Origin of the sequence: Propionicimonas sp. (genome assembly GCF_034927565.1) — a bacterium.
Lineage (GTDB): Bacteria > Actinomycetota > Actinomycetes > Propionibacteriales > Propionibacteriaceae > Propionicimonas.
On record NZ_JAYFPT010000014.1, the window covers coordinates 1 to 18,125 of the forward strand.

Genomic DNA, 18,125 nt, shown 5'->3' on the forward strand with positions numbered 1-18,125 from the left:
CTAGTCCTGGTCGTCCCGGAAGCCGGACGGGTCGAGCTCGGCGGCATCGATGCCGGTGATCGCCGACAGCTGCTCGACCACCGTGCGCTGCACCAGCGAGGCCAGTTCACGGCGATCGTTGGAGCGGTGCTCGATCGGGCGCCGGTACAGCACCACCTGGGCGTGCTGGCCGGGCCGGGCGGCCACCGCGGCAGCCAGCGGCACCCGGTCGTACCAGGCGGCGGTGAGGGTGGGGACGTCCTCGAAGCCGATGTCGACCCCCACCAGCGCCCTGGGGCAGGCCTCGCCAATGCGGGCGACGGTCGTGCGCAGGCAGCTGGTGAAGAAGTCGCTCGCCCGGGTGCGGTAGCGCACCGGCATCGGAGCGCCGGTGAGCGGGTTCGGACCGGCCAGGGCACCGCGCAGCCCGCGTCCGTGGCGTTCCCGTCGCTTCATGCCACCAGCCTAGAGCTTGTGTCTTGGCATCGGTGGCCACCGCGAGCGGGGTCCGACCGGAGCGGCCTTGCGCGGCAGCAGCGGGAGGCGGCGCTGGTGGATCGCCGCCCGCCGACGTGGCGATGTGCCGCCCGGCGGGCGACACGCAGCAGGCCAGCTGGGAGGGGGGAGACACGCGCGAGACGCTGCCGCCGGCTGGCCCGGCCAGCAGCGCGACACCCGTGCCGGGTTGCCGGGCCGGACGACCTGGCGCGAGTAGCGTGACCCCGTGACCAACCGACGCTGCTCGCGTTCGACGTGCGGAGCGCCTGCGGTGGCGACCCTGACCTACGTCTACGCCGACTCCACCGCGGTGCTCGGGCCGCTGGCGCTGCGCGCCGAGCCGGGCTGCTACGACCTGTGCCGCGCGCACGCCACGAACCTGAGCGCACCTCGCGGCTGGGAGATGATCCGGCTGCCCGCCGACGCCGGGGCGGCGCGTGCCTCGACCGACGACCTGATGGCGCTGGCCGACGCCGTCCGTCAGGTCGGGCTCGGCACCGACCAGCCCTCCTCTCCGGAGCCGAACCTGGCCCGCCGCAAGGGACATCTCGCGATCGTCGCCGACCCCGAGTAGGCCGTAGGCTGACCCCCGTGATCGAGCCGCAGGTATTCAAGGCGAACGACCTTCGGGGTCTGGTTCGCGGCGAACACCCGGAGTGGGACGCCGACGGCGCGCGCGCGATCGGCGCCGCCTTCGCCCGCGCCCTCGACCTGGCCGGTCAGGAGTTCGTGCTCGGTCGCGACATGCGCGCCGGCGGCCGCGAGCTGAGCCGGGCGTTCGCCGAGGGTGCGATGCGGCTGGGCGCCAACCCGGTCGAGGTCGGTCTGGTCAGCACCGACGAACTCTGGTACGCCTCGGGCGCCACCGGGTTGGCCGGGGTGCAGTTCACTGCCTCCCACAACCCGTCGGCCTACAACGGGATCAAGTTCTGTCTGCCGCAGGCCGCGCCGATCACGCCGGAACTGATGGCCCGGATCAAACAGCTCAGCTTCACCGGCCTCCCGTCCGCGCCGATCCCGGGAACCCCGCGTCAGGCCGACATGCTGGCCGGCTATGTCGCGCACCTGCACGGTCTGGTCGACCTGTCGGGGATCCGTCCGCTCAGGGTCGTCGTGGACGCCGGCAACGGCATGGCCGGGCTGATCACGCCCGCGGTGTTCGCCGGCCTGCCGGTGGAGGTGATCGGCCTCTACCTCGACCTGGACGGCGACTTCCCCAACCATCCGCCCAACCCGCTGGAGCCGGCCAACCTGGTGGACGCCCAGGCGGCGGTTCGTGAGCACCGCGCCGACCTCGGCCTGGTCTTCGACGGCGACGCCGACCGCTGCTTCATCATCGACCAGGCCGGCGAGGTGGTGAGCCCGTCGGTGCTCACCGCGCTGATCGCTCGCGCCGAACTGGCCCGCGAGCCCGGAGCGGTGGTGGTGGTCAACACCATCACCTCCACCGGTGTGGCGGAGGTGATCGAGGAGGCCGGCGGACGGCTGGTGGTCGGCCCGGTCGGTCACACCCACCTCAAGGCGCTGATGGGCCGCTACCACGCGATCTTCGGCGGCGAGCACTCCGGCCACTACTACTTCCGCGAGCTGTGGGGGGCCGACAGCGGCATGCTCGCAGCGCTGCACGTCCTGTCCCTGGTCGGGCACGGCGCCGAGCCGATGTCGGCCCTGGCCCGGACGGTGCCGCACTACCCCGGCTCGGGTGAGCTGAATGCCGCCGTTGCCGACCCGCAGGCGGTGATGCGGCAGGTGGCGGCAGAGTTCGCAGGCGAGGGCGCCGTGAGCTACGAGGACGGCCTGATGGTCCGGGGCGATGGCTGGTGGGTGAGCGTGCGGGCGTCCAATACCGAGCCGTTGCTGCGACTGAACGTCGAGGCCGGGGACATCGGGACCATGACACGGATGCGCGATCGTGCGCTGGCGATCATCGAGGAGAGCAATGACTGAACTGCCTGCCGACGTCCTGGAGATCCTGGTCTGCCCGTCCTGCCACACCAAGCTGGCCTGGGACTACGAGGCTGCTGAACTGCAGTGCACCTCGGCCGAGTGCGGGCTGGCCTACCCGGTGCGCGAGGGTATCCCGGTGCTGCTGATCGACGAGGCCCGCCACCCCGGCGGCCCCCGGTGAGCCGGCAGTGAGCGACTTCGACGACTCCCGGCTGGACGACCCGGCGGTGCTGCGGGCCGCCGACCCCGTGCTGCGTCCGATCGCCGAGGCCGGCGCGCGGGTGCGACGGGAGTTCGCCCTCGCCGAGCCCGCTCTGGCCGCCCTCGACGACGCCGACCGGCCGCGGGCGGTGATCGCTTTCGGCCCCGAGGCGCGCCTGCTGCGGGCCGTCCTCGAACCGGTCTGCCCGGTGCCGTTCATGGCATGGCCGAGCCTCGGTCTGCCCGGCTGGGTGGGCCCGCTGGACATCGTCGTGGTGATGGGCGGCGGCAGCCGGGCCTCGCTGGCGGCGGCCTTCGAGGCGGTCCGGCGCGGTTGCCGACTGGTGGTGGCCTGCCCCGCGGACTCCGCCCTCGCCCGGCAGTCGGCCTCCCCGGCCACCACCCTGCTCCCCACCGCCACACCCGACCCGCAGGCAGCGGCGGTCGTTGTGCTGGACGCGCTGCACCGGCTCGGTCTCGGCCCGGCCGTGGACGCCGGCCGGATCGCCGCCATCCTGGACGAGATCGCCCTGGCGTCCTCCTTCGCCCTCGACGTCACCCGCAATCCCGCCAAACAGGTGGCGCTGCAACTGGCCGACGCGCAACCTCTGGTCTGGGGCGGGACGATCCTGGCCGCTCGCGCCAGCCGGCGGATCGCCGAGGCGCTGCGCTCGGCCAGCGGCCGGGTGGTGCTCTCCGCCGACGCCGGAGCGCTGCTGCCGCTGCTGGACGAGGTGGCTCCCCGTGACCTGTTCGCCGACCCCTTCGATGATGTTGCACCGGCCACCCGTCCGGGTCTGGTGCTGCTGGACGACGGGTTGGACGACGAGTCGGCGGCCGAGGGCCGGTATCGGCTGGAGGAGACCGCCGACGTCCGCGAGGTGACCGTCTGTCGCCTGTCCCGGACCGAGGGCACTGCGGTCGAACGGTATGCCGCGGTGCTGCAGCAAGGACTGTTCGCCGCCGCCTACCTGCGGATCGGACTGGGACGTGGCCCGGTGGCGGGCGGGGAGGATCCGTCGCGTGAGTACTGAGGGTGGAACCAGGGCGGTCATCGCCGCGATGGCGGCCAACGGCTTCATCGCGCTGACGAAGTTCGCGGCCTGGGCGCTGACCGGTGCGTCCTCGATGCTGGCCGAGGGTGTCCACTCGATCGCCGATACCGGCAATCAGGTACTGCTGCTGTTCGGCGGACGGCAGGCCAGGCGGGAGGCTACCGAGGAACACCCCTTCGGCTACGGCCGCGAGCGCTACATCAGCGCCTTCCTGGTTTCGATCATCCTGTTCAGCCTGGGTGGTCTGTTCGCGCTGTACGAGGCCTTCCACAAGTACGAAGAGGTGGCCAGCGGCGAGCCGAACGAGTTGCTGGAGGGGAGCTGGTGGTGGGTGCCGCTGGTGGTCCTGGTGGCGGCCATGATCGCCGAGGGATTCTCTTTCCGGACCGCGACCCGGGAGGCGGCGCCGGCGAAGGGCAGCAAGAGTTGGCTGAGGTTCATCAGAACCGCCAAGTCGCCTGAACTGCCGGTGATCCTGCTGGAGGATTCCGCTGCCCTGCTCGGCCTGGCCTTCGCGCTGATGGGCGTTGGCATGACGCTGCTCACCCACAATGGACTCTGGGACGTGGTGGGGACCGGGCTGATCGGCGTGCTACTGATCCTGGTGGCAGTCACCCTCGCGATCGAGACCAAGAGCCTGCTGGTGGGTGAGGCGGCCACGCCCGAGGCGGTCGCCCGGATCCGGGCGGCGCTGGAGTCGACCGACGGTGTGAAGCGGGTGATTCATCTCAAGACTCTGCACCTGGGACCGGACGAGGTGCTGGTTGCGGCCAAGATCGCGGTGGAGCCGACTGCTTTGGCCGCCCGGGTGGCCGAGGTGATCAACACTGCCGAAGCCGCAGTCCGCGCCGCCGATCCGCAAGTGACCCTGCTGTACCTCGAGCCCGACATCGATGCGGCACCCCTCGCCAACTGACTGACGCCCTCCTCCCCCCACCGTTTGTGCGGACTTCCGCCGGAAAAGAGAGCCCCCGTTCCCCGCTCAACCCCGCACAAACGGTAGGGGGACGGGGCTGCTTCCGGCCGGACGGAGGGGTCATTGTGCGCCTGGACCTTGCGGTGAACCCGCCAGGGAGCAGGCCGGTAGGATGTCCCCTTGTGGACTACCGCGTCGCTGACCTGAACCTGGCCGAGTTCGGCCGCAAGGAGATCACCCTCGCCGAGCACGAGATGCCCGGCCTGATGGCCATGCGCGCCCGGTACGGGGAGTCGAAGCCCCTGGCGGGGGCCCGGATCGCCGGCTCGCTGCACATGACCATCCAGACCGCGGTGCTGATCGAGACCCTGGTCACGCTCGGTGCCGAGGTGCGCTGGGCGTCCTGCAACATCTTCTCCACCCAGGATCATGCCGCCGCCGCGATCGTGGTCGGCGACGGTACTCCGGAGGATCCGCAGGGTGTGCCGGTGTTCGCCTGGAAGGGCGAGAGCCTGCCGGAGTACTGGTGGTGCACCGAGCAGTTGTTCGACTTCGATGGCGAGCCGCCGAACATGATCCTGGACGACGGCGGCGACGCCACCCTGCTGGTACACAAGGGGGTCGAGTTCGCCAAGGCCGGAGCGGTGCCCGAGGCCGGCCCGGGCGATTCCGCGGAGTACCAGGTGGTGTTGCAGGCCCTGCGCAGCTCGACCGTCGACTGGGTCAGGGTCGCGAACAGCATCTACGGCGTGACCGAGGAGACCACCACCGGCGTCCACCGGCTCTACGAGATGGCCGCCAACCACTCGCTGCTGTTCCCGGCGATCAACGTCAACGACTCGGTGACCAAGTCCAAGTTCGACAACAAGTACGGCATCCGGCACTCGGTGATCGACGGCATCAACCGCGGCACCGACGTGCTGATCGGCGGCAAGGTCGCCATGGTGGTCGGCTACGGCGATGTCGGCAAGGGTGCGGCGGCAGCGCTGGCAGGGCAGGGGGCCCGGGTGGTGGTCGCCGAGGTGGATCCGATCTGTGCCCTGCAGGCGTCCATGGACGGTTACCAGGTCACCACCGTCGAGGACGTCCTGCCGTTCGCCGACCTCTACGTCACCTGTACCGGCAACGTGAACGTGATCACCGCCGACCAACTGTCCCGGATGAAGCACCTGGCGGTGGTGGGCAATATCGGCCACTTCGACAACGAACTTGACCTGGCCGGGCTGGCCACGCTTCCGGGCGTGACCACCTCCAACGTCAAGCCGCAGGTCGACCAGTGGACGATGCCGGACGGTCGCTCCATCATCGTGCTGAGCGAGGGCCGGCTGATGAATCTGGGCAACGCCACCGGGCACCCCAGCTTCGTGATGAGCAACTCCTTCACCAACCAGGTGCTCGCCCAGATCGAGCTGTTCACCAAGCCCGAGCAGTACCCGATCGGCGTCTACGTGTTGCCCAAGCACCTGGACGAGGAGGTCGCCCGGCTGCATCTGGACGCTCTGGGTGTGAAGCTCACCGAGCTCCGGCCCGAGCAGGCGGCCTACATCGGCGTCCCGGTCGAGGGGCCGTTCAAGCCCGATTCCTACCGCTACTGACTCCTCAGTTGCTGCGAGCGCGTCGCGCCCTCGCAGGTCGGGCCTCCCGTTGGGTGGCTATCGCCGCTCAGCTGTAGACGACCATCCCGCCGGCCGCCTGGTTGTCCGACCACTCGAAACTGACCGATTCCACCCGTGGCCAGTCGGTCAGGCGACACTCCCAAGCCGCCTCGCCGGGAACGACCTGGGCATGCGGGCGCTGAAGGCAGCCATCTCAGCCGGTCCGTGTGGTGCGGTCGGCCAGGGTGCCCGCATCGTCGGGAACGTGGACGAGGATGTCCCCGGGCTGGCAGCCGAGCTCGCGGCAGATCGCGTCCAGGGTGGAGAACCGGATTGCCTTGGCCCGGTTGTTCTTCAGGATGGACAGGTTCACCGGCGTGATCCCGACCCGTTCGGCCAGTTCGGTCAGGGTCATCCGCCGCCGGACCAGCTCGATGTCGAGGTTCACTTCGATGCCCACTAGATCACCTCGCTCAGCTCGGCAGTGAGCGTCGAGGCCTTCCGCAGCAGCCCCTTCATCACACCCATCAGGAGCGCGAAGGCCGTTCCGCAGACCGCCAGGGCGAGCAACCCCAGGTGCAGCGCCGGCGGGTTGGCGTGGGCGCCGAAGGACAGCAGGGCATCCGTTGCCAGCACCAGGACGGTGTCGGCGATGGCCATCGCAACGATGAGGTCGACCCACCGGAACGCGGCGGGGGAGAAGACGCTGTCGTCCTCGACCATCGACAGCAGGACCCAGATCGCCACGAGTGCTGTCTGGACCCCGATCAGCACCAGGATCACCAGCGTCAGCATCGGCCAGCGCAGCCAGTCGAGCTCGGGAAACGCCCTGGCCTGCTCAGCCGCCAGGACCGGGAAGAACCACAGCTGCGCGGCCAGGGTGCCGAGCATGAGTCCTGCCAGCAGCACCCGCAGGAGGGCAATCGTCGGGTGGCGCATCTGATACCTCCGTATGCATCGACATTCGATATGTACCTATCGTGAAACGATAGCCAGTTCTGCTGGGGATCACAATGCTCTGCGACTGGTCTGGGGTGTCGGCGGTGCCTTGCCGGCCGCGCGGCACTTGAACCGCAGCTGGTCCCGGCCGGCCAGGCCTCGTAGGCTGCCAGCGTGCGGCCTGGCCGCCGTTCGCCAGCATCGCGACCGAGGGAGCAGCAGATGGCGGGTCACCGGATCTTCACCACCAGCTTCGCCAGCGTCTACCCGCACTATCTCGCCAAGGCCGAGCGGAAGGGTCGGACGAAGGCCGAGGTGGACGAGGTGATCTGCTGGCTCACCGGCTACGACGCCGACGGGTTGGCGCGGGTCATCGCCGAGGAGGTCGATATCCAGACCTTCTTCGGTCAGGCACCCGCGTTCAACCCGAACGCCTCGCTGATCACCGGCCTGATCTGCGGCTATCGGGTGGAGGAGATCGAGGATCCGCTGATGCAGCGGATCCGCTACCTGGACAAGCTGGTCGATGAACTGGCCAGAGGACGGAAACTGGCCGTCATCCTGCGGACTGCCGACTGAGGGGTGCTCGCCGGTCTGTCAGGCCGGAGCGTCAGGAGGACCAACGCCTGGACGGACCAACACCCGGACGAGCCGCGACCGTGCCCAGTCCGATGGGCCGGGACCGCCCGCCGCCGGCTCAACCGCGCGGAATCTCGAACCGCTTGATTGACGCCTTGCCCTTGCCGAGCTTGCGCCAGGAGCCGGTGATGCTCAGCACCACCAGCGAGCAGGTCGGGAACCGCTCCTGCACTGCCGCCGCCTTTTTCGACGGTTTGGCGATCTCCACGATCAGGTCGCTCAGCGTGGGCTGGTGGCCGATCACCATCGCCGAGTCGACCGCGTCGTCGAGTTCCCGCAGCTCGCCGAGCAGCTCTTCCGGCCAGGCATGGTAGACCGCCTCGGAGTAGCGGACGTCGTCGCACCGGGCGCCGCCCGCCACCGCCTGCTCCCAGGTCTGACGGGCGCGGGTGGCATCCGAGCACAACACCACGTCCAGCGGGTAGGAGGCCAGGATCGCCCCGGCCGCCTCGGCGTCTCGCTGACCGCGGTCCGAGAGCGGACGGCGGATGTCGGCTTCCGGCGTCTTCCACGACGACTTGGCATGCCGCAGGATGATCAGCGTCTTGGTGGCCATGGCGCCCATCGTACGGGCGGGAGGCCGCCCGCGTCCCGAAACTGGGCCGGCCCGGTTGCTGTCTCGCGCTCTTGTCGTCCCTCGTCCTCGGTTACTGCCTCGCTTTGCTCGGCAACCGTCGTCCTCGGTCCGATCAAGAACTGACGTTCTTGTCGTCCATCGTCCTCGGTTTGGGTGGTGGTCGGGTGAGGGGACTATCCTGCGGGCGACCGGAAGGATCCAGATGCGGCAGCGCGATTTCGACCTTGATACCAGTTCACGAGAGACCGTGCTGAGGGTGGGCGCCCGCGGCCGGTTGATTCTGGTCCATCCGATGGCCAACCGCGGCACCGCCTTCACCTTCGAGGAGCGTCGCGCGCTGGGGCTGTCCGGCCTGCTGCCCAACCGGGTCACCACCATCGAGGAGCAGATGCGCCGGGTCTACGCCCAGTACGACCGCTCGCCCTCCCCCCTGGCCAAGTTCATCCAGCTCTCCCAACTGCGCGACCGCAATGAGGTGCTCTTCTACCGCCTGCTGAGCGAGCACCTGGAGGAGATGATGCCGATCATCTACACCCCGACCATCGGCGAGGCGATCGAGCGGTTCAGCCACGAGTACCACGGCGCCCGGGCGGTCTTCCTCTCGATCGACCACCCTGACCTGGTCGAGGAGTCGCTGCGCGACTTCGAACTGGACGCCGACGACGTCGACCTGGTGGTGGCCACCGACGCCGAGGGCATCCTCGGGATCGGCGACCAGGGGATCGGCGGTATCCAGATCGCGGTCGGCAAGCTGGGCCTCTACACCGCCGCCGCCGGCATCCACCCGCGCCGGGCGGTCCCCGTGGTGCTGGACGTCGGCACCGACAACCTCGGCCTGCTCAACAGCGACGTCTACCTCGGCGAGCGGCACGCGCGGGTGCGCGGCGAACGCTACGACGCTTTCATCGAGACCTTCGTGCAGGCGGTCACCCGACTGTTCCCGAACGCGATGCTGCACTGGGAGGACTTCGGCGCCGCCAACGCCCACCGCATCCTGAACCGCTACAAGAACGAGATCTGCACCTTCAACGACGATATCCAGGGCACCGCGGCAGTGGTGCTGGCGGCGGTGCTGGCCGCCGTCCGGCTGACCGGCGAGCCGCTGCCCGAGCACCGGGTGATGATCTACGGCGCCGGGACGGCAGGGGCGGGGATCGCCGACATCATCCGGGAGGCGATGACCCGCTCCGGGCTGCCCGCCGACCAGGGGTACTCGCGGTTCTACGCATTCAACAGCCGCGGCCTGATCGTCGAGGACTCCGCCGGCATGCGCGACTTCCAGCAGCCCTACGCTCGCAGCCGGGCGGAGGTCGCGTCCTGGGAGGTGGCCGACCCCTCGCGGATCAGCCTGCTGGAGGCCGTCCGGGCGGTGCAGCCCACCATCCTGATCGGCACCTCGGCGGTGCACGGGGCGTTCACCGAACAGGTGGTCACCGCCATGGCCGAGGGCTGCGAGCGGCCGATCATCATGCCGCTGTCCAACCCGACCAGCCGGATCGAGGCCCAGCCGGCCGACCTGCTGGAGTGGACCGACGGACGCGCCCTGATCGCCACCGGCAGCCCGTTCGGCACCATCAAGCACGGCGACGTCTACCACACCATCGCGCAGGCCAACAACGCGCTGATCTTCCCCGGCCTGGGACTGGGGGTCTCGACCGTCGCGGCCAGCCGGGTGAGCGACGAGATGATCTATGCCGCCGCCGACGCGCTGGCCGGGCTGGTCAACGAGTACCGGCCGGGAGCCTCGCTGCTGCCGTCGATGAACGATCTGCGGTTGGTCTCGGCCACGGTCGGCATGGCAGTCGCCAAGACCGCCGAAGCGCAGGGGCTGGCCCGGCGTCCGATGACCGATCCGGTCAACGACCTCTACCAGCGGATGTGGAAGCCGGAGTACCCGAAGCTCGAGATTCTTCCGGAGGGCTCCAACCTGCGCTGACCGCCGTCCGGGAGTCAGGCGCCCGGCTGCAGCGACTCCCAGATCTCCTTGCACTCCGGGCAGACCGGGTAACGGTCGGGGTTACGCGACGGCACCCACACCTTGCCGCAGAGTGCGATCACCGGGGTGCCCATCACCATCGCCTCGGTGAGCTTGGCCTTCTCGACGTAGTGCGAGAACCGTTCGTGGTCGCCCTCGTCGAGCCGGTACTCGGTGCGCTCGTCGAGAATCGTGGTGGTGGACGTGTCCTGCTGGGTCACCGGCTCGTCCCTCCCTGTGATGGCCGTCGGCTGTGGTACCCACACGATACTTCGCCGCCCCGCCCGTCACCCACCGGGCCGCACCCCGGGAGCCTTCGTGGAAGAATCGAACCCGGCGCTGTGAACCGATCGGTGGGGATCTCACCGGTCGAGCCGGTCCAGACCGGCGAAGGCCACCGCGACCCGAAAGGCAGAGGTATGGACGGCTTCGCGCGCTCGGCTCCGTCCGGCAACCTCACAGCGTTGAAGGCAGGGCTGCTGCTGAGCCAGGCCACCACCGCCTTCGAGTACATGGCAGTCCTGGCGGTGATGCCGGCGGCCCGCGACGACCTCGGCCATCCGGAGTTCTACGCCTGGGCGTTCACCGCCTTCATGATCGCCCAGATCTTCACCGTGGTCGCTGCCGGGATGGCCGCCGACCGGATCGGGCCGGTGCGGCCGCTGCTGGCAGGGATGGTGGTCTTCGCTCTCGGGCTGGTGCTGGCGGCGACCGCGCCGTCGATGGCCCTGCTGGTGCTGGCCCGGTTCGTCCAGGGGCTGGGTGCGGGAGCTGCCAACGTCACAGTGATGTTCCTGGTCGGGCAGGCCTTCGAGCCGCACGCCCGTGCCCGGATGATGACCGGTCTCTCGATCGCCTGGATGGCCCCCACCCTGGTCGGGCCGGTGGTGGCGGCCTGGATCGCGGAGAACTTCTCCTGGCACTGGGTGTTCTGGTCGGTGCTGCCGTTGCTCGGGCTCGCGGCGGTGTTGCTGTTGCCGGCCACGCTGCGGCTGCGGCTGCCCGACCCGGACCCGACCGCGGGCTCGCTCGGCAACCTGGGCCGGGCGGCGCTGGTTGCCCTCGGCGCCGCCGCCCTGCAGTGGGCAGGCCAGCACCTGGAGCCCTGGTCGTTGCTGTGGGCGGCGCTCGGGGTGGGCGTGCTGGTCTGGGCACTTCCCGCGCTGATGCCGCGCGGCTACCGTCCCTGGGGGCGGGGGCTGTCGGCGGTGGTCGGGGTTCGGGCGCTGAGCTCGGGTGGCTATTACGGTGTGGAGGCCTTCCTCTCGCTGATGCTGGTGACTGCCTGGAGGCTGCCGCTGCAGACCGCTGCGGCCTGCATCCTGGTCGGCTCGATCGGCTGGACGACCGGCAGTTGGGTGCAGTCGCAACGCTGGCTGCGGCTACGCCGGGACGCGATCGTCACCCTCGGCGCCCTGGTCACCGCCACCGGCATCGCGGTGATCGCCGCCGCGGCTCTGGTCGACGGTGCGCCGCTCTGGCTGGTGATCGCGGGCTGGGCGGTCGGCGGTATCGGCATGGGGCTGTCGCACACCTCCAGCGCCCTGGTGGTGATGCAACTGGCCGAGCCGGGCGAGCTGGGCCGAGCCACCTCCTCGCTGCAGGTCGGCGAGGCGCTGGGCAATGCGCTGGTGGGCGGTCTGGCGGGGACGATCTATGCCGTGACCCTCGGCCTGGGCAATCTCTCCTTCGGCCTGGTGATGGCGGCGATGACCGTCCTGGCCGGGTTGTCGGTGGCGGCCGCCCGCCGGATCGGCCCGGTCGAGAACCACTCGGCGGCGGGGTAGGGCGCGCGTCCCTATCCACCGGGAGGGGGACACGCCCTCGGTGTGACCGGAACAGCCACCGCACCCGGGTGTTCCCGGAGGGTTCTCAGGCTGGGACGCAATCTTGACGTCGAGATATTGTGGGGCAGCAGGATCGGGACGCGGCGACCGGGGAGGTGCGATGCAGGACGAGGTGGACGGCATCGTCGCGGCCTGGCGTTCGGAGATGCCCGGGCTGGACGTCGCGCCGATGGAGGTGCTCTCGCGGGTCAGCCGGCTCGCCCGTCATCTCGACCTCGCCCGCCGGCAGGCCTTCGCCAGCCACGACCTGGAGGTCTGGGAGTTCGACGTGCTCGCGGCACTGCGCCGTGAGGGTCCGCCCTACGAGCTGTCGCCGGGGGAGCTGACCCGGCTGACCCTGTCCACCTCCGGAACCACCACCAACCGGATCGACCGGCTGGAGGCCAAGGGGCTGGTGGTGCGCCAGCCCAACGCCGACGACCGCAGGGGCGTCCGGGTTCGGCTCACGCCCGAGGGCGCCGAGCGGGCCAGCGCGGCGCTGGCAGACCTGCTGGCCTCCGAACGGGAGATCCTCGGCGTGCTGGACGAAGCCACCCGTGCCGGGTTGTCCGACGCGCTGCGCGACCTGCTGCTGCCCTTCGAGAGTCGCTGAACCCCCGGCTCCGGGCACTCTCGGCTCGGCGTTATGGCGGGTGCGCGGCAGCGGGTATGGCTGCTCTTTGCATGAGTTGGCGCTCTTGCCCTGATGTGAGGTGGCATGCCGACTCGGCGAGATTCTGCTTTTCACGGCTGAGGGGTGCTGCATTTATCGGCATACGACTCCTGCAGGAATCGGCCCAGCTGTAGGGTGGGCCGGCCTACTTGTGCTCCCTGGCCGGCGCCGTCCCGGTGGAACCGCGGACGATCAGCTCGGCGCGGAACAGCAGGTCTGTCCGCGGGCCGGGATGGCCGTCCAGTTCGTCGATCAGGGTGGCGACGGCTGCCGCGCTCATCTGGGTGACCGGCTGGTGGATGGTGGTCAGTGGCGGATCGGTGAACGCGATCAGCGAGGAGTCGTCGTAGCCGACCACCGAGAGGTCGTCGGGGACGTCGAGGCCGGCAGAACGGGCGGCCCGGATCGCGCCGAGCGCCATCAGGTCGGAGCCGCAGATGATGGCGGTGTGGCCGCTCTCGATCAGGGCGGCCGACGCGGCGTGGCCACCTTCGACGGTGTAGAGGGTGGGGGAGATGTGCCCCGCGGCGTCCTCGATACCCAGATGCTGTTGCAGGGCGTTGCGGAAGGCATCGATCTTGCTCCGGCTGGGAACGAACCGGTCCGGGCCGATCGCCAGCCCGATCCGGGAGTGGCCCAGCGAGACCAGGTGCTTGACCGAGGCGTCCATCGCCGAGCCGTCGTCCACCGAGATGAAGGTGCCGTCGATCTCCGGGGCGAAACCGTTGATGTAGGTGGCGGCGATCCCGCGGGCTGCCAGGTCGAGGTAGTGCTGGTGGTCGGCGATGGCGTCGGCGTGCAGCCCCGAGACGAAGATGATCCCCGACACGCTCTGCCCCAGCAGCATGTCGACGCACTGCTGTTCGGTGGTGCCGCCGGGGGATTGGGTGCACAGCAAGGCGGTATAGCCGCGCGCGGCGAGCCGGGACTCCAGGCTCTGCGCGAACCAGCCGAAGACCGGGTTGACCAGTTCCGGCAGGACGACCCCGACCAGCCCCTGCGCCTTCGCCCGCAGGATCGCCGGGCGTTCGTAGCCCAGCATGTCCATCGCGGCCAGGACGGCCTCCCGGACCTCGTCGGACGCCCCCGGCTTGTCGTTGAGCACCCGCGACACTGTGGCCGTGCTCACCTTGGCGACGTCGGCGATGTCGCGCAGCCGCGGCTTCGGTGCTCGCGACCCGCGAGTACTGGTCACCTCTGACCTCCGATTGTTGTAGCCCCCGGGAAGAATGATCGCGGTTCCCGCCACCCCTTTCAAGCTGACGTTGCGAAACATATAAGCAACTCATTGCGTAGTTACGCAAGGGTGCTCTACGCTCGTGCCAGCCATTTGCCGGAGACACCGGCACACCGATCGTTCCAGGAAAGAGAGAACGATGCGAAGGAGCATCATCACCGTCGGAGTTGGGGCACTGCTGGCAGCCACCCTCGTTGCCTGTTCGAGCCCGAGTTCGACCCCGGCCCCGTCCAGCACGGGCTCGACCGAGCCCACCGCGACGGCCAGCAGCCCGACTGCTGCCCCGGCCAACGACTACACCGGCGTCACCCTGACCGTGTGGGTCGACCAGGATCGCTACAAGGCGGTCGAGGCTGCGGCGAAACAGTTCCAGACCGACACCCACGCCACCATCAAGCTGGTGACCAAGGACAACGGCAAGATGCGGGACGAGTTCACCACTGCCGTCCCCACCGGCAAGGGACCCGACATCATGGCCGGCGCCCACGACTGGCTGGGCGGGCTGATCCAGAACGGGGTCGTCGCCCCCGTCCCGCTCGGCGACAAGGCCGCCGCGTTCGAGAAGGTGGCCGTCGAGGCGTTCACCTACAACGGCCAGACCTACGGCGTGCCGTACGCGATCGAGAACATCGCTCTGGTCCGCAACACCAAGCTGGCCGCCACCGCACCGGCGACCTGGGACGACCTGATCGCCGCCGCGAAGGGTTCGAAGGTGCCGGTCGCGCTCCAGGTCAGTGAGAACGGCGACCCGTACCACTTCTACCCGTTGCAGACCTCCTTCGGTGCACCGGTGTTCCAGCAGGACGACACCGGTTCCTACACCGCCGAGCTGGCCATGGGCGGCGACCCGGGGCACAAGTTCGCCGAATGGCTGGCCGCCCAGGGCAAGGCGAAGAACCTGGTCGTGTCGATGGACGGGGACAAGGCCAAGTCCGCCTTCATCAACGGCAACACCCCGTTCTACATCACCGGTCCGTGGAGCATCGCCGACATCGAGAAGGCGAAGCTGGACATCGCCGTCGACCCGATCCCGTCCGCCGGCGGCCAGACCGCTGCGCCGTTCTCCGGGGTGCAGGGCTTCTACGTCTCCTCCAAGAGCGCGAACCCGATCGCGGCGACCGACTTCCTGGTGAACTACATCGCCACCGACGAGGTGCAGACCCAACTCTTCGAGGTGGGCAACCGGACCCCGGCGCTGACCTCCGCCGCCACGGCGGCCCTGGCCGACGATCCGATCGCGCAGGGCTTCGCCGCCGTGGCCAAGGACGCGGTGCCGATGCCGTCCATCCCCGAGATGAGCGCGGTGTGGACCTACTGGGGCAAGACCGAGGTGGAGATCATCTCGGGCAAGGCGACCGATCCCGACAAGGCCTGGGACGACATGATCGCCGCGATCCAGAAGGACCTCACCAAGTAGCTGACCGGCGGCCGGCGGTGACGGGCTCAGCTTCGTGGGCTCCGGTACTGCCGGCCGCCACCGGCACTGACGACAGAAACGGGTGGTGATGTCAACGCAGACGAAACCAGCCACGCCCGCGGCGTGGAACTCGAGAACCTTCTCGGCCGGCTTCGTGGTGAAGCTGGTGCTGATGTGTCTGGTGGACGCCTTCGGCGTCTACATCGTCTACGCGGCCTGGCTGCGGCAGTCCTGGTGGGTGCTGGGCGCGATGGTGCTGATCCTGATCGCCGTCAACTACACCTACTTCACGACCAAGCGCACCCTGCCGGCGAAGTACCTGCTCCCCGGCGTGGTGTTCCTGCTGGTCTTCCAGGTGTTCACCGTCTGCTTCAACGCCTATATCGCGTTCACCAACTACGGTGACGGTCACCGGCTGAGCTCACCGCAGGAGGCTGCGACCTTCGCGCTGCGGCAGGACACGTCCTGTATCGAGGGCGGGCCCAGCTACCCGGTCCGTCCGGTGACCCGCGACGGCGAACTCTTCATCGCGATCGCCAAACCCGACCAGACGGTCTGGGTCGGCAATACCGGCAACCCGATGGTGCAGGTCGAGGGCGCCACCATCCAGGGCGGCCAGGTCGCCCAGGTACCGGGCTACGAGGTGGTGACCAGGCTGGACGGTGCCACCCAGACCGCCCTGCTCGCGATCAACTCGCCGATCGACGATCCGCCCGGGGCGGTGATCCGGATGAGCGCCGGTCTGTTCGCCTGCGAGGCACACTCCACCCTGACCTGGGACCCGGCGACCCAGTCGATCACCGACACCACCAGCGGCACCGTCTACAAGGCCACCGACCGGGGCTACTTCATGGCCGACGGTGAGAGTCCCTCGAACCTGCGGTTCCGGACCGGCTGGCAGGTCAACGTCGGGTTCAACAACTTCCGCACCGCCTTTTTCTCCAGTTCCGACTACGGTAAATACTTCCTCTCGGTGACCGCGTGGACCTTTGCCTTCGCGCTGCTCTCGGTGCTGCTCACCTTCATCGTCGGCACCTTCCTTGCCATCGTGCTGAACGACGAACGAGTGAAAGGACGCAAGCTCTACCGAACCCTGCTGCTGCTGCCCTACGCGTTCCCGTCCTTCCTGGGGGCGCTGGTCTGGCGCAACATGTTGAACGTGGACGGGTTCGTCAACCAGGCCTTCCTCGGCGGGGCGGCGATCGACTGGCTGCAGACCCAGACCGAGGGCGGATACTGGCTGGCCCGCGGCGCTCTGCTGCTGGTGCAGACCTGGCTCGGGTTCCCGTACATGTTCCTGATCTCCACCGGTGCGCTGCAGTCGTTGTCGGGCGAGATGAAGGAGGCAGCGGTGGTGGACGGCGCCGGCCCGGTCCGGATGTGGCTGTCGGTGACCGGCCCGCTGCTGCTGATCTCGACCGCACCGGTGCTGATCTCGTCGTTCGCCTTCAACTTCAACAACTTCACCCTGATCTACATGCTCACCAAGGGCGGCCCGTCCTTCGGCGCCACCGAGCCGATCGGGGCCACCGACATCCTGATCTCCATGGTGTACCGGATCTCCGGGGTCGGTGGCGGAGCCGCGCGGGCAGACCTCGGCCTGGCCGCCGCGCTGTCGATCGTGATCTTCATCGTGGTCGCGGTGATCTCGGTGCTCGGCTTCCGCCAGACCCGCAAACTCGAGGAGATGGTCTAGATGGCGGTGCAGTCAGCTCCGGTGCAGTCGGCCCCGGTGATCCCGGCCAGGCACCGGACCAGCCCGGGCCGCTGGCTGGCCAGCGTCGGGTCGCGGCATCTGGTCGGCGTGGTCGCCGTGCTGTTCTCGGCCTTCCCGATCGTCTACGTGCTGTCGGCCTCGGTGTCCAGCAAGAACACGATGACCGACGCCAACAACCTGTTCGCCACCTTCACCCTCGACAACTACGCCATGCTCGCCTGCGATCCCGCGGTTGCCGAGGACGTGAACCGGTGCGCGAAGGTGTCGAACTTCTACCTGTGGTTCGGCAACTCGCTGTGGATCGCCGCGGTGACCGCGGTCGGGACCGTGCTGATGGGGGCGGCGGCGGCCTATGCCTTCTCCCGGTTCCGGTTCACCGGGAGAAGGTTTGGCCTCAGTGCCCTGATGGTGATCCAGATGTTCCCGCAGATGCTGGCCTTCGTGGCGATCCTGATCCTGATGACCACGCTCGGCGACGTGGTCCCGATCCTGGGCACCGGGTCGGCGATCGGACTGGTCGCCGTCTACCTCGGTGGAGCCCTCGGGGCGAACACCTTCCTGATGTACGGCTTCTTCAACACGATCCCAAAGTCACTGGACGAGGCGGCGAAGATCGATGGGGCCAGCCATGCCCAGACCTTCTGGCTGGTGATCATCCCGCTGGTGATCCCGATCCTCGCGGTGACCGCCCTGCTCAGCTTCATCGGCACCTTCGGCGAGTACATCCTGGCCAGCGTGGTGCTCGGTGGTGGCGGGCAGGAGACCTGGACCCTGCCGATGGGTCTCTACCTGCTGGTGGGCGACAGCCGGGCGCCGGAGCTGACGCTGTTCTCCGCCGGGGCGGTGATCGCGGCGCTTCCCGTCCTGCTGCTGTTCCTGTTCCTGCAGAAGTACATCGTCTCCGGCCTGACCGGCGGCGCGGTGAAGGGCTAGC

Annotated in this window: 19 protein-coding genes; 13 read left to right on the plus strand and 6 right to left on the minus strand. The window is 69.0% G+C overall.

Annotation, left to right across the window (positions count from 1 at the left end):
* Positions 1–435: a metallopeptidase family protein gene (locus tag VB080_RS04055; RefSeq protein ID WP_323417148.1), complete on the minus strand. Its 435-nt coding sequence runs from the start codon at positions 433–435 to the stop codon at positions 1–3.
* Positions 436–703: 268 nt separating this feature from the next.
* Here VB080_RS04055 and VB080_RS04060 point away from each other — a divergent pair, with 268 nt between their 5' ends.
* From VB080_RS04060 to ahcY, 6 genes are all read left to right on the plus strand, one after another.
* Positions 704–1,051 carry a DUF3499 domain-containing protein gene (locus VB080_RS04060; protein ID WP_323417149.1) on the plus strand — a complete coding sequence of 116 codons (348 nt, stop codon included), beginning with the start codon at positions 704–706 and terminating at the stop codon, positions 1,049–1,051.
* A gap of 17 nt (positions 1,052–1,068) precedes the next feature.
* The gene (gene manB / locus VB080_RS04065; protein WP_323417150.1) at positions 1,069–2,424 is read left to right on the plus strand and encodes a phosphomannomutase/phosphoglucomutase; all 1,356 of its coding nucleotides are present in this window, start codon (positions 1,069–1,071) and stop codon (positions 2,422–2,424) included.
* Positions 2,417–2,605, plus strand: coding sequence for a Trm112 family protein (locus VB080_RS04070; RefSeq protein WP_323417151.1), 189 nt, complete (start codon positions 2,417–2,419; stop codon positions 2,603–2,605). The genes manB and VB080_RS04070 overlap by 8 nt, the downstream gene beginning before the upstream one ends.
* Before the next feature lie 7 nt (positions 2,606–2,612).
* The gene (locus tag VB080_RS04075) at positions 2,613–3,659 is read left to right on the plus strand and encodes a hypothetical protein (RefSeq protein ID WP_323417152.1); all 1,047 of its coding nucleotides are present in this window, start codon (positions 2,613–2,615) and stop codon (positions 3,657–3,659) included.
* On the plus strand, positions 3,649–4,596 hold the full coding sequence (locus VB080_RS04080; protein WP_323417153.1) for a cation diffusion facilitator family transporter: 948 nt from the start codon (positions 3,649–3,651) through the stop codon (positions 4,594–4,596). The genes VB080_RS04075 and VB080_RS04080 overlap by 11 nt, the downstream gene beginning before the upstream one ends.
* Before the next feature lie 182 nt (positions 4,597–4,778).
* Complete coding sequence (gene ahcY, locus VB080_RS04085; RefSeq protein ID WP_323417154.1) at positions 4,779–6,191, plus strand: adenosylhomocysteinase; 1,413 nt, start codon at positions 4,779–4,781, stop codon at positions 6,189–6,191.
* A 214-nt stretch (positions 6,192–6,405) separates the two neighbouring features.
* On the opposite strand, the gene VB080_RS04090 is transcribed toward ahcY, so the two are convergent.
* Both VB080_RS04090 and VB080_RS04095 read right to left on the minus strand, forming a co-directional pair.
* Complete coding sequence (locus tag VB080_RS04090) at positions 6,406–6,651, minus strand: helix-turn-helix transcriptional regulator (RefSeq protein ID WP_323417155.1); 246 nt, start codon at positions 6,649–6,651, stop codon at positions 6,406–6,408.
* Positions 6,651–7,130: a DUF2975 domain-containing protein gene (locus VB080_RS04095; protein WP_323417156.1), complete on the minus strand. Its 480-nt coding sequence runs from the start codon at positions 7,128–7,130 to the stop codon at positions 6,651–6,653. Before VB080_RS04095 ends, VB080_RS04090 begins: the two co-directional genes overlap by 1 nt.
* Before the next feature lie 222 nt (positions 7,131–7,352).
* On the opposite strand from VB080_RS04095, the gene VB080_RS04100 reads away from it, so the two are divergent.
* Positions 7,353–7,709, plus strand: coding sequence for a DUF2200 domain-containing protein (locus VB080_RS04100; RefSeq protein WP_323417157.1), 357 nt, complete (start codon positions 7,353–7,355; stop codon positions 7,707–7,709).
* 118 nt (positions 7,710–7,827) lie between these two features.
* Here the strand turns inward: VB080_RS04100 and VB080_RS04105 are convergent, their stop codons facing one another.
* The gene (locus VB080_RS04105; protein WP_323417158.1) at positions 7,828–8,325 is read right to left on the minus strand and encodes a SixA phosphatase family protein; all 498 of its coding nucleotides are present in this window, start codon (positions 8,323–8,325) and stop codon (positions 7,828–7,830) included.
* A gap of 223 nt (positions 8,326–8,548) precedes the next feature.
* On the opposite strand from VB080_RS04105, the gene VB080_RS04110 reads away from it, so the two are divergent.
* Positions 8,549–10,282 carry an NAD-dependent malic enzyme gene (locus tag VB080_RS04110; protein WP_323417159.1) on the plus strand — a complete coding sequence of 578 codons (1,734 nt, stop codon included), beginning with the start codon at positions 8,549–8,551 and terminating at the stop codon, positions 10,280–10,282.
* A 14-nt stretch (positions 10,283–10,296) separates the two neighbouring features.
* Here VB080_RS04110 and VB080_RS04115 read toward each other — a convergent pair whose 3' ends face one another.
* Positions 10,297–10,542 carry a DUF3039 domain-containing protein gene (locus VB080_RS04115; RefSeq protein WP_323417160.1) on the minus strand — a complete coding sequence of 82 codons (246 nt, stop codon included), beginning with the start codon at positions 10,540–10,542 and terminating at the stop codon, positions 10,297–10,299.
* Between the two features lie 120 nt (positions 10,543–10,662).
* Here VB080_RS04115 and VB080_RS04120 point away from each other — a divergent pair, with 120 nt between their 5' ends.
* Positions 10,663–12,108: an MFS transporter gene (locus tag VB080_RS04120; RefSeq protein WP_323417161.1), complete on the plus strand. Its 1,446-nt coding sequence runs from the start codon at positions 10,663–10,665 to the stop codon at positions 12,106–12,108.
* Between the two features lie 160 nt (positions 12,109–12,268).
* Positions 12,269–12,760 (plus strand): MarR family winged helix-turn-helix transcriptional regulator, encoded by a 492-nt coding sequence (locus tag VB080_RS04125; RefSeq protein ID WP_323417162.1) that lies wholly within the window; start codon positions 12,269–12,271, stop codon positions 12,758–12,760.
* Positions 12,761–12,965: 205 nt separating this feature from the next.
* Here the strand turns inward: VB080_RS04125 and VB080_RS04130 are convergent, their stop codons facing one another.
* Positions 12,966–14,015: a LacI family DNA-binding transcriptional regulator gene (locus VB080_RS04130; protein ID WP_323417163.1), complete on the minus strand. Its 1,050-nt coding sequence runs from the start codon at positions 14,013–14,015 to the stop codon at positions 12,966–12,968.
* 181 nt (positions 14,016–14,196) lie between these two features.
* Between VB080_RS04130 and VB080_RS04135 the strand changes: the two genes are divergently transcribed.
* From VB080_RS04135 to VB080_RS04145, 3 genes are all read left to right on the plus strand, one after another.
* Positions 14,197–15,474: a maltose ABC transporter substrate-binding protein gene (locus VB080_RS04135; protein WP_323417164.1), complete on the plus strand. Its 1,278-nt coding sequence runs from the start codon at positions 14,197–14,199 to the stop codon at positions 15,472–15,474.
* Positions 15,475–15,562: 88 nt separating this feature from the next.
* Complete coding sequence (locus VB080_RS04140) at positions 15,563–17,170, plus strand: ABC transporter permease subunit (RefSeq protein WP_323417165.1); 1,608 nt, start codon at positions 15,563–15,565, stop codon at positions 17,168–17,170.
* Positions 17,171–18,124 carry a sugar ABC transporter permease gene (locus VB080_RS04145; protein WP_323417166.1) on the plus strand — a complete coding sequence of 318 codons (954 nt, stop codon included), beginning with the start codon at positions 17,171–17,173 and terminating at the stop codon, positions 18,122–18,124.
* The last annotated feature ends 1 nt before the right edge of the window (position 18,125 follow it).

What these genes read in the sequence shown, in the direction of transcription:
- VB080_RS04125 (WP_323417162.1), top strand. Translation starts at nt 12,269, where the DNA reads ATGCAGGACGAGGTGGACGGCATCGTCGCGGCCTGGCGTTCGGAGATG.
- VB080_RS04070 (WP_323417151.1), top strand. Translation starts at nt 2,417, where the DNA reads ATGACTGAACTGCCTGCCGACGTCCTGGAGATCCTGGTCTGCCCGTCC.
- VB080_RS04140 (WP_323417165.1), top strand. Translation starts at nt 15,563, where the DNA reads ATGTCAACGCAGACGAAACCAGCCACGCCCGCGGCGTGGAACTCGAGA.
- VB080_RS04055 (WP_323417148.1), bottom strand. Translation starts at nt 435, where the DNA reads ATGAAGCGACGGGAACGCCACGGACGCGGGCTGCGCGGTGCCCTGGCC.
- VB080_RS04110 (WP_323417159.1), top strand. Translation starts at nt 8,549, where the DNA reads ATGCGGCAGCGCGATTTCGACCTTGATACCAGTTCACGAGAGACCGTG.
- VB080_RS04105 (WP_323417158.1), bottom strand. Translation starts at nt 8,325, where the DNA reads ATGGCCACCAAGACGCTGATCATCCTGCGGCATGCCAAGTCGTCGTGG.
- VB080_RS04100 (WP_323417157.1), top strand. Translation starts at nt 7,353, where the DNA reads ATGGCGGGTCACCGGATCTTCACCACCAGCTTCGCCAGCGTCTACCCG.
- VB080_RS04145 (WP_323417166.1), top strand. Translation starts at nt 17,171, where the DNA reads ATGGCGGTGCAGTCAGCTCCGGTGCAGTCGGCCCCGGTGATCCCGGCC.
- VB080_RS04135 (WP_323417164.1), top strand. Translation starts at nt 14,197, where the DNA reads ATGCGAAGGAGCATCATCACCGTCGGAGTTGGGGCACTGCTGGCAGCC.
- VB080_RS04095 (WP_323417156.1), bottom strand. Translation starts at nt 7,130, where the DNA reads ATGCGCCACCCGACGATTGCCCTCCTGCGGGTGCTGCTGGCAGGACTC.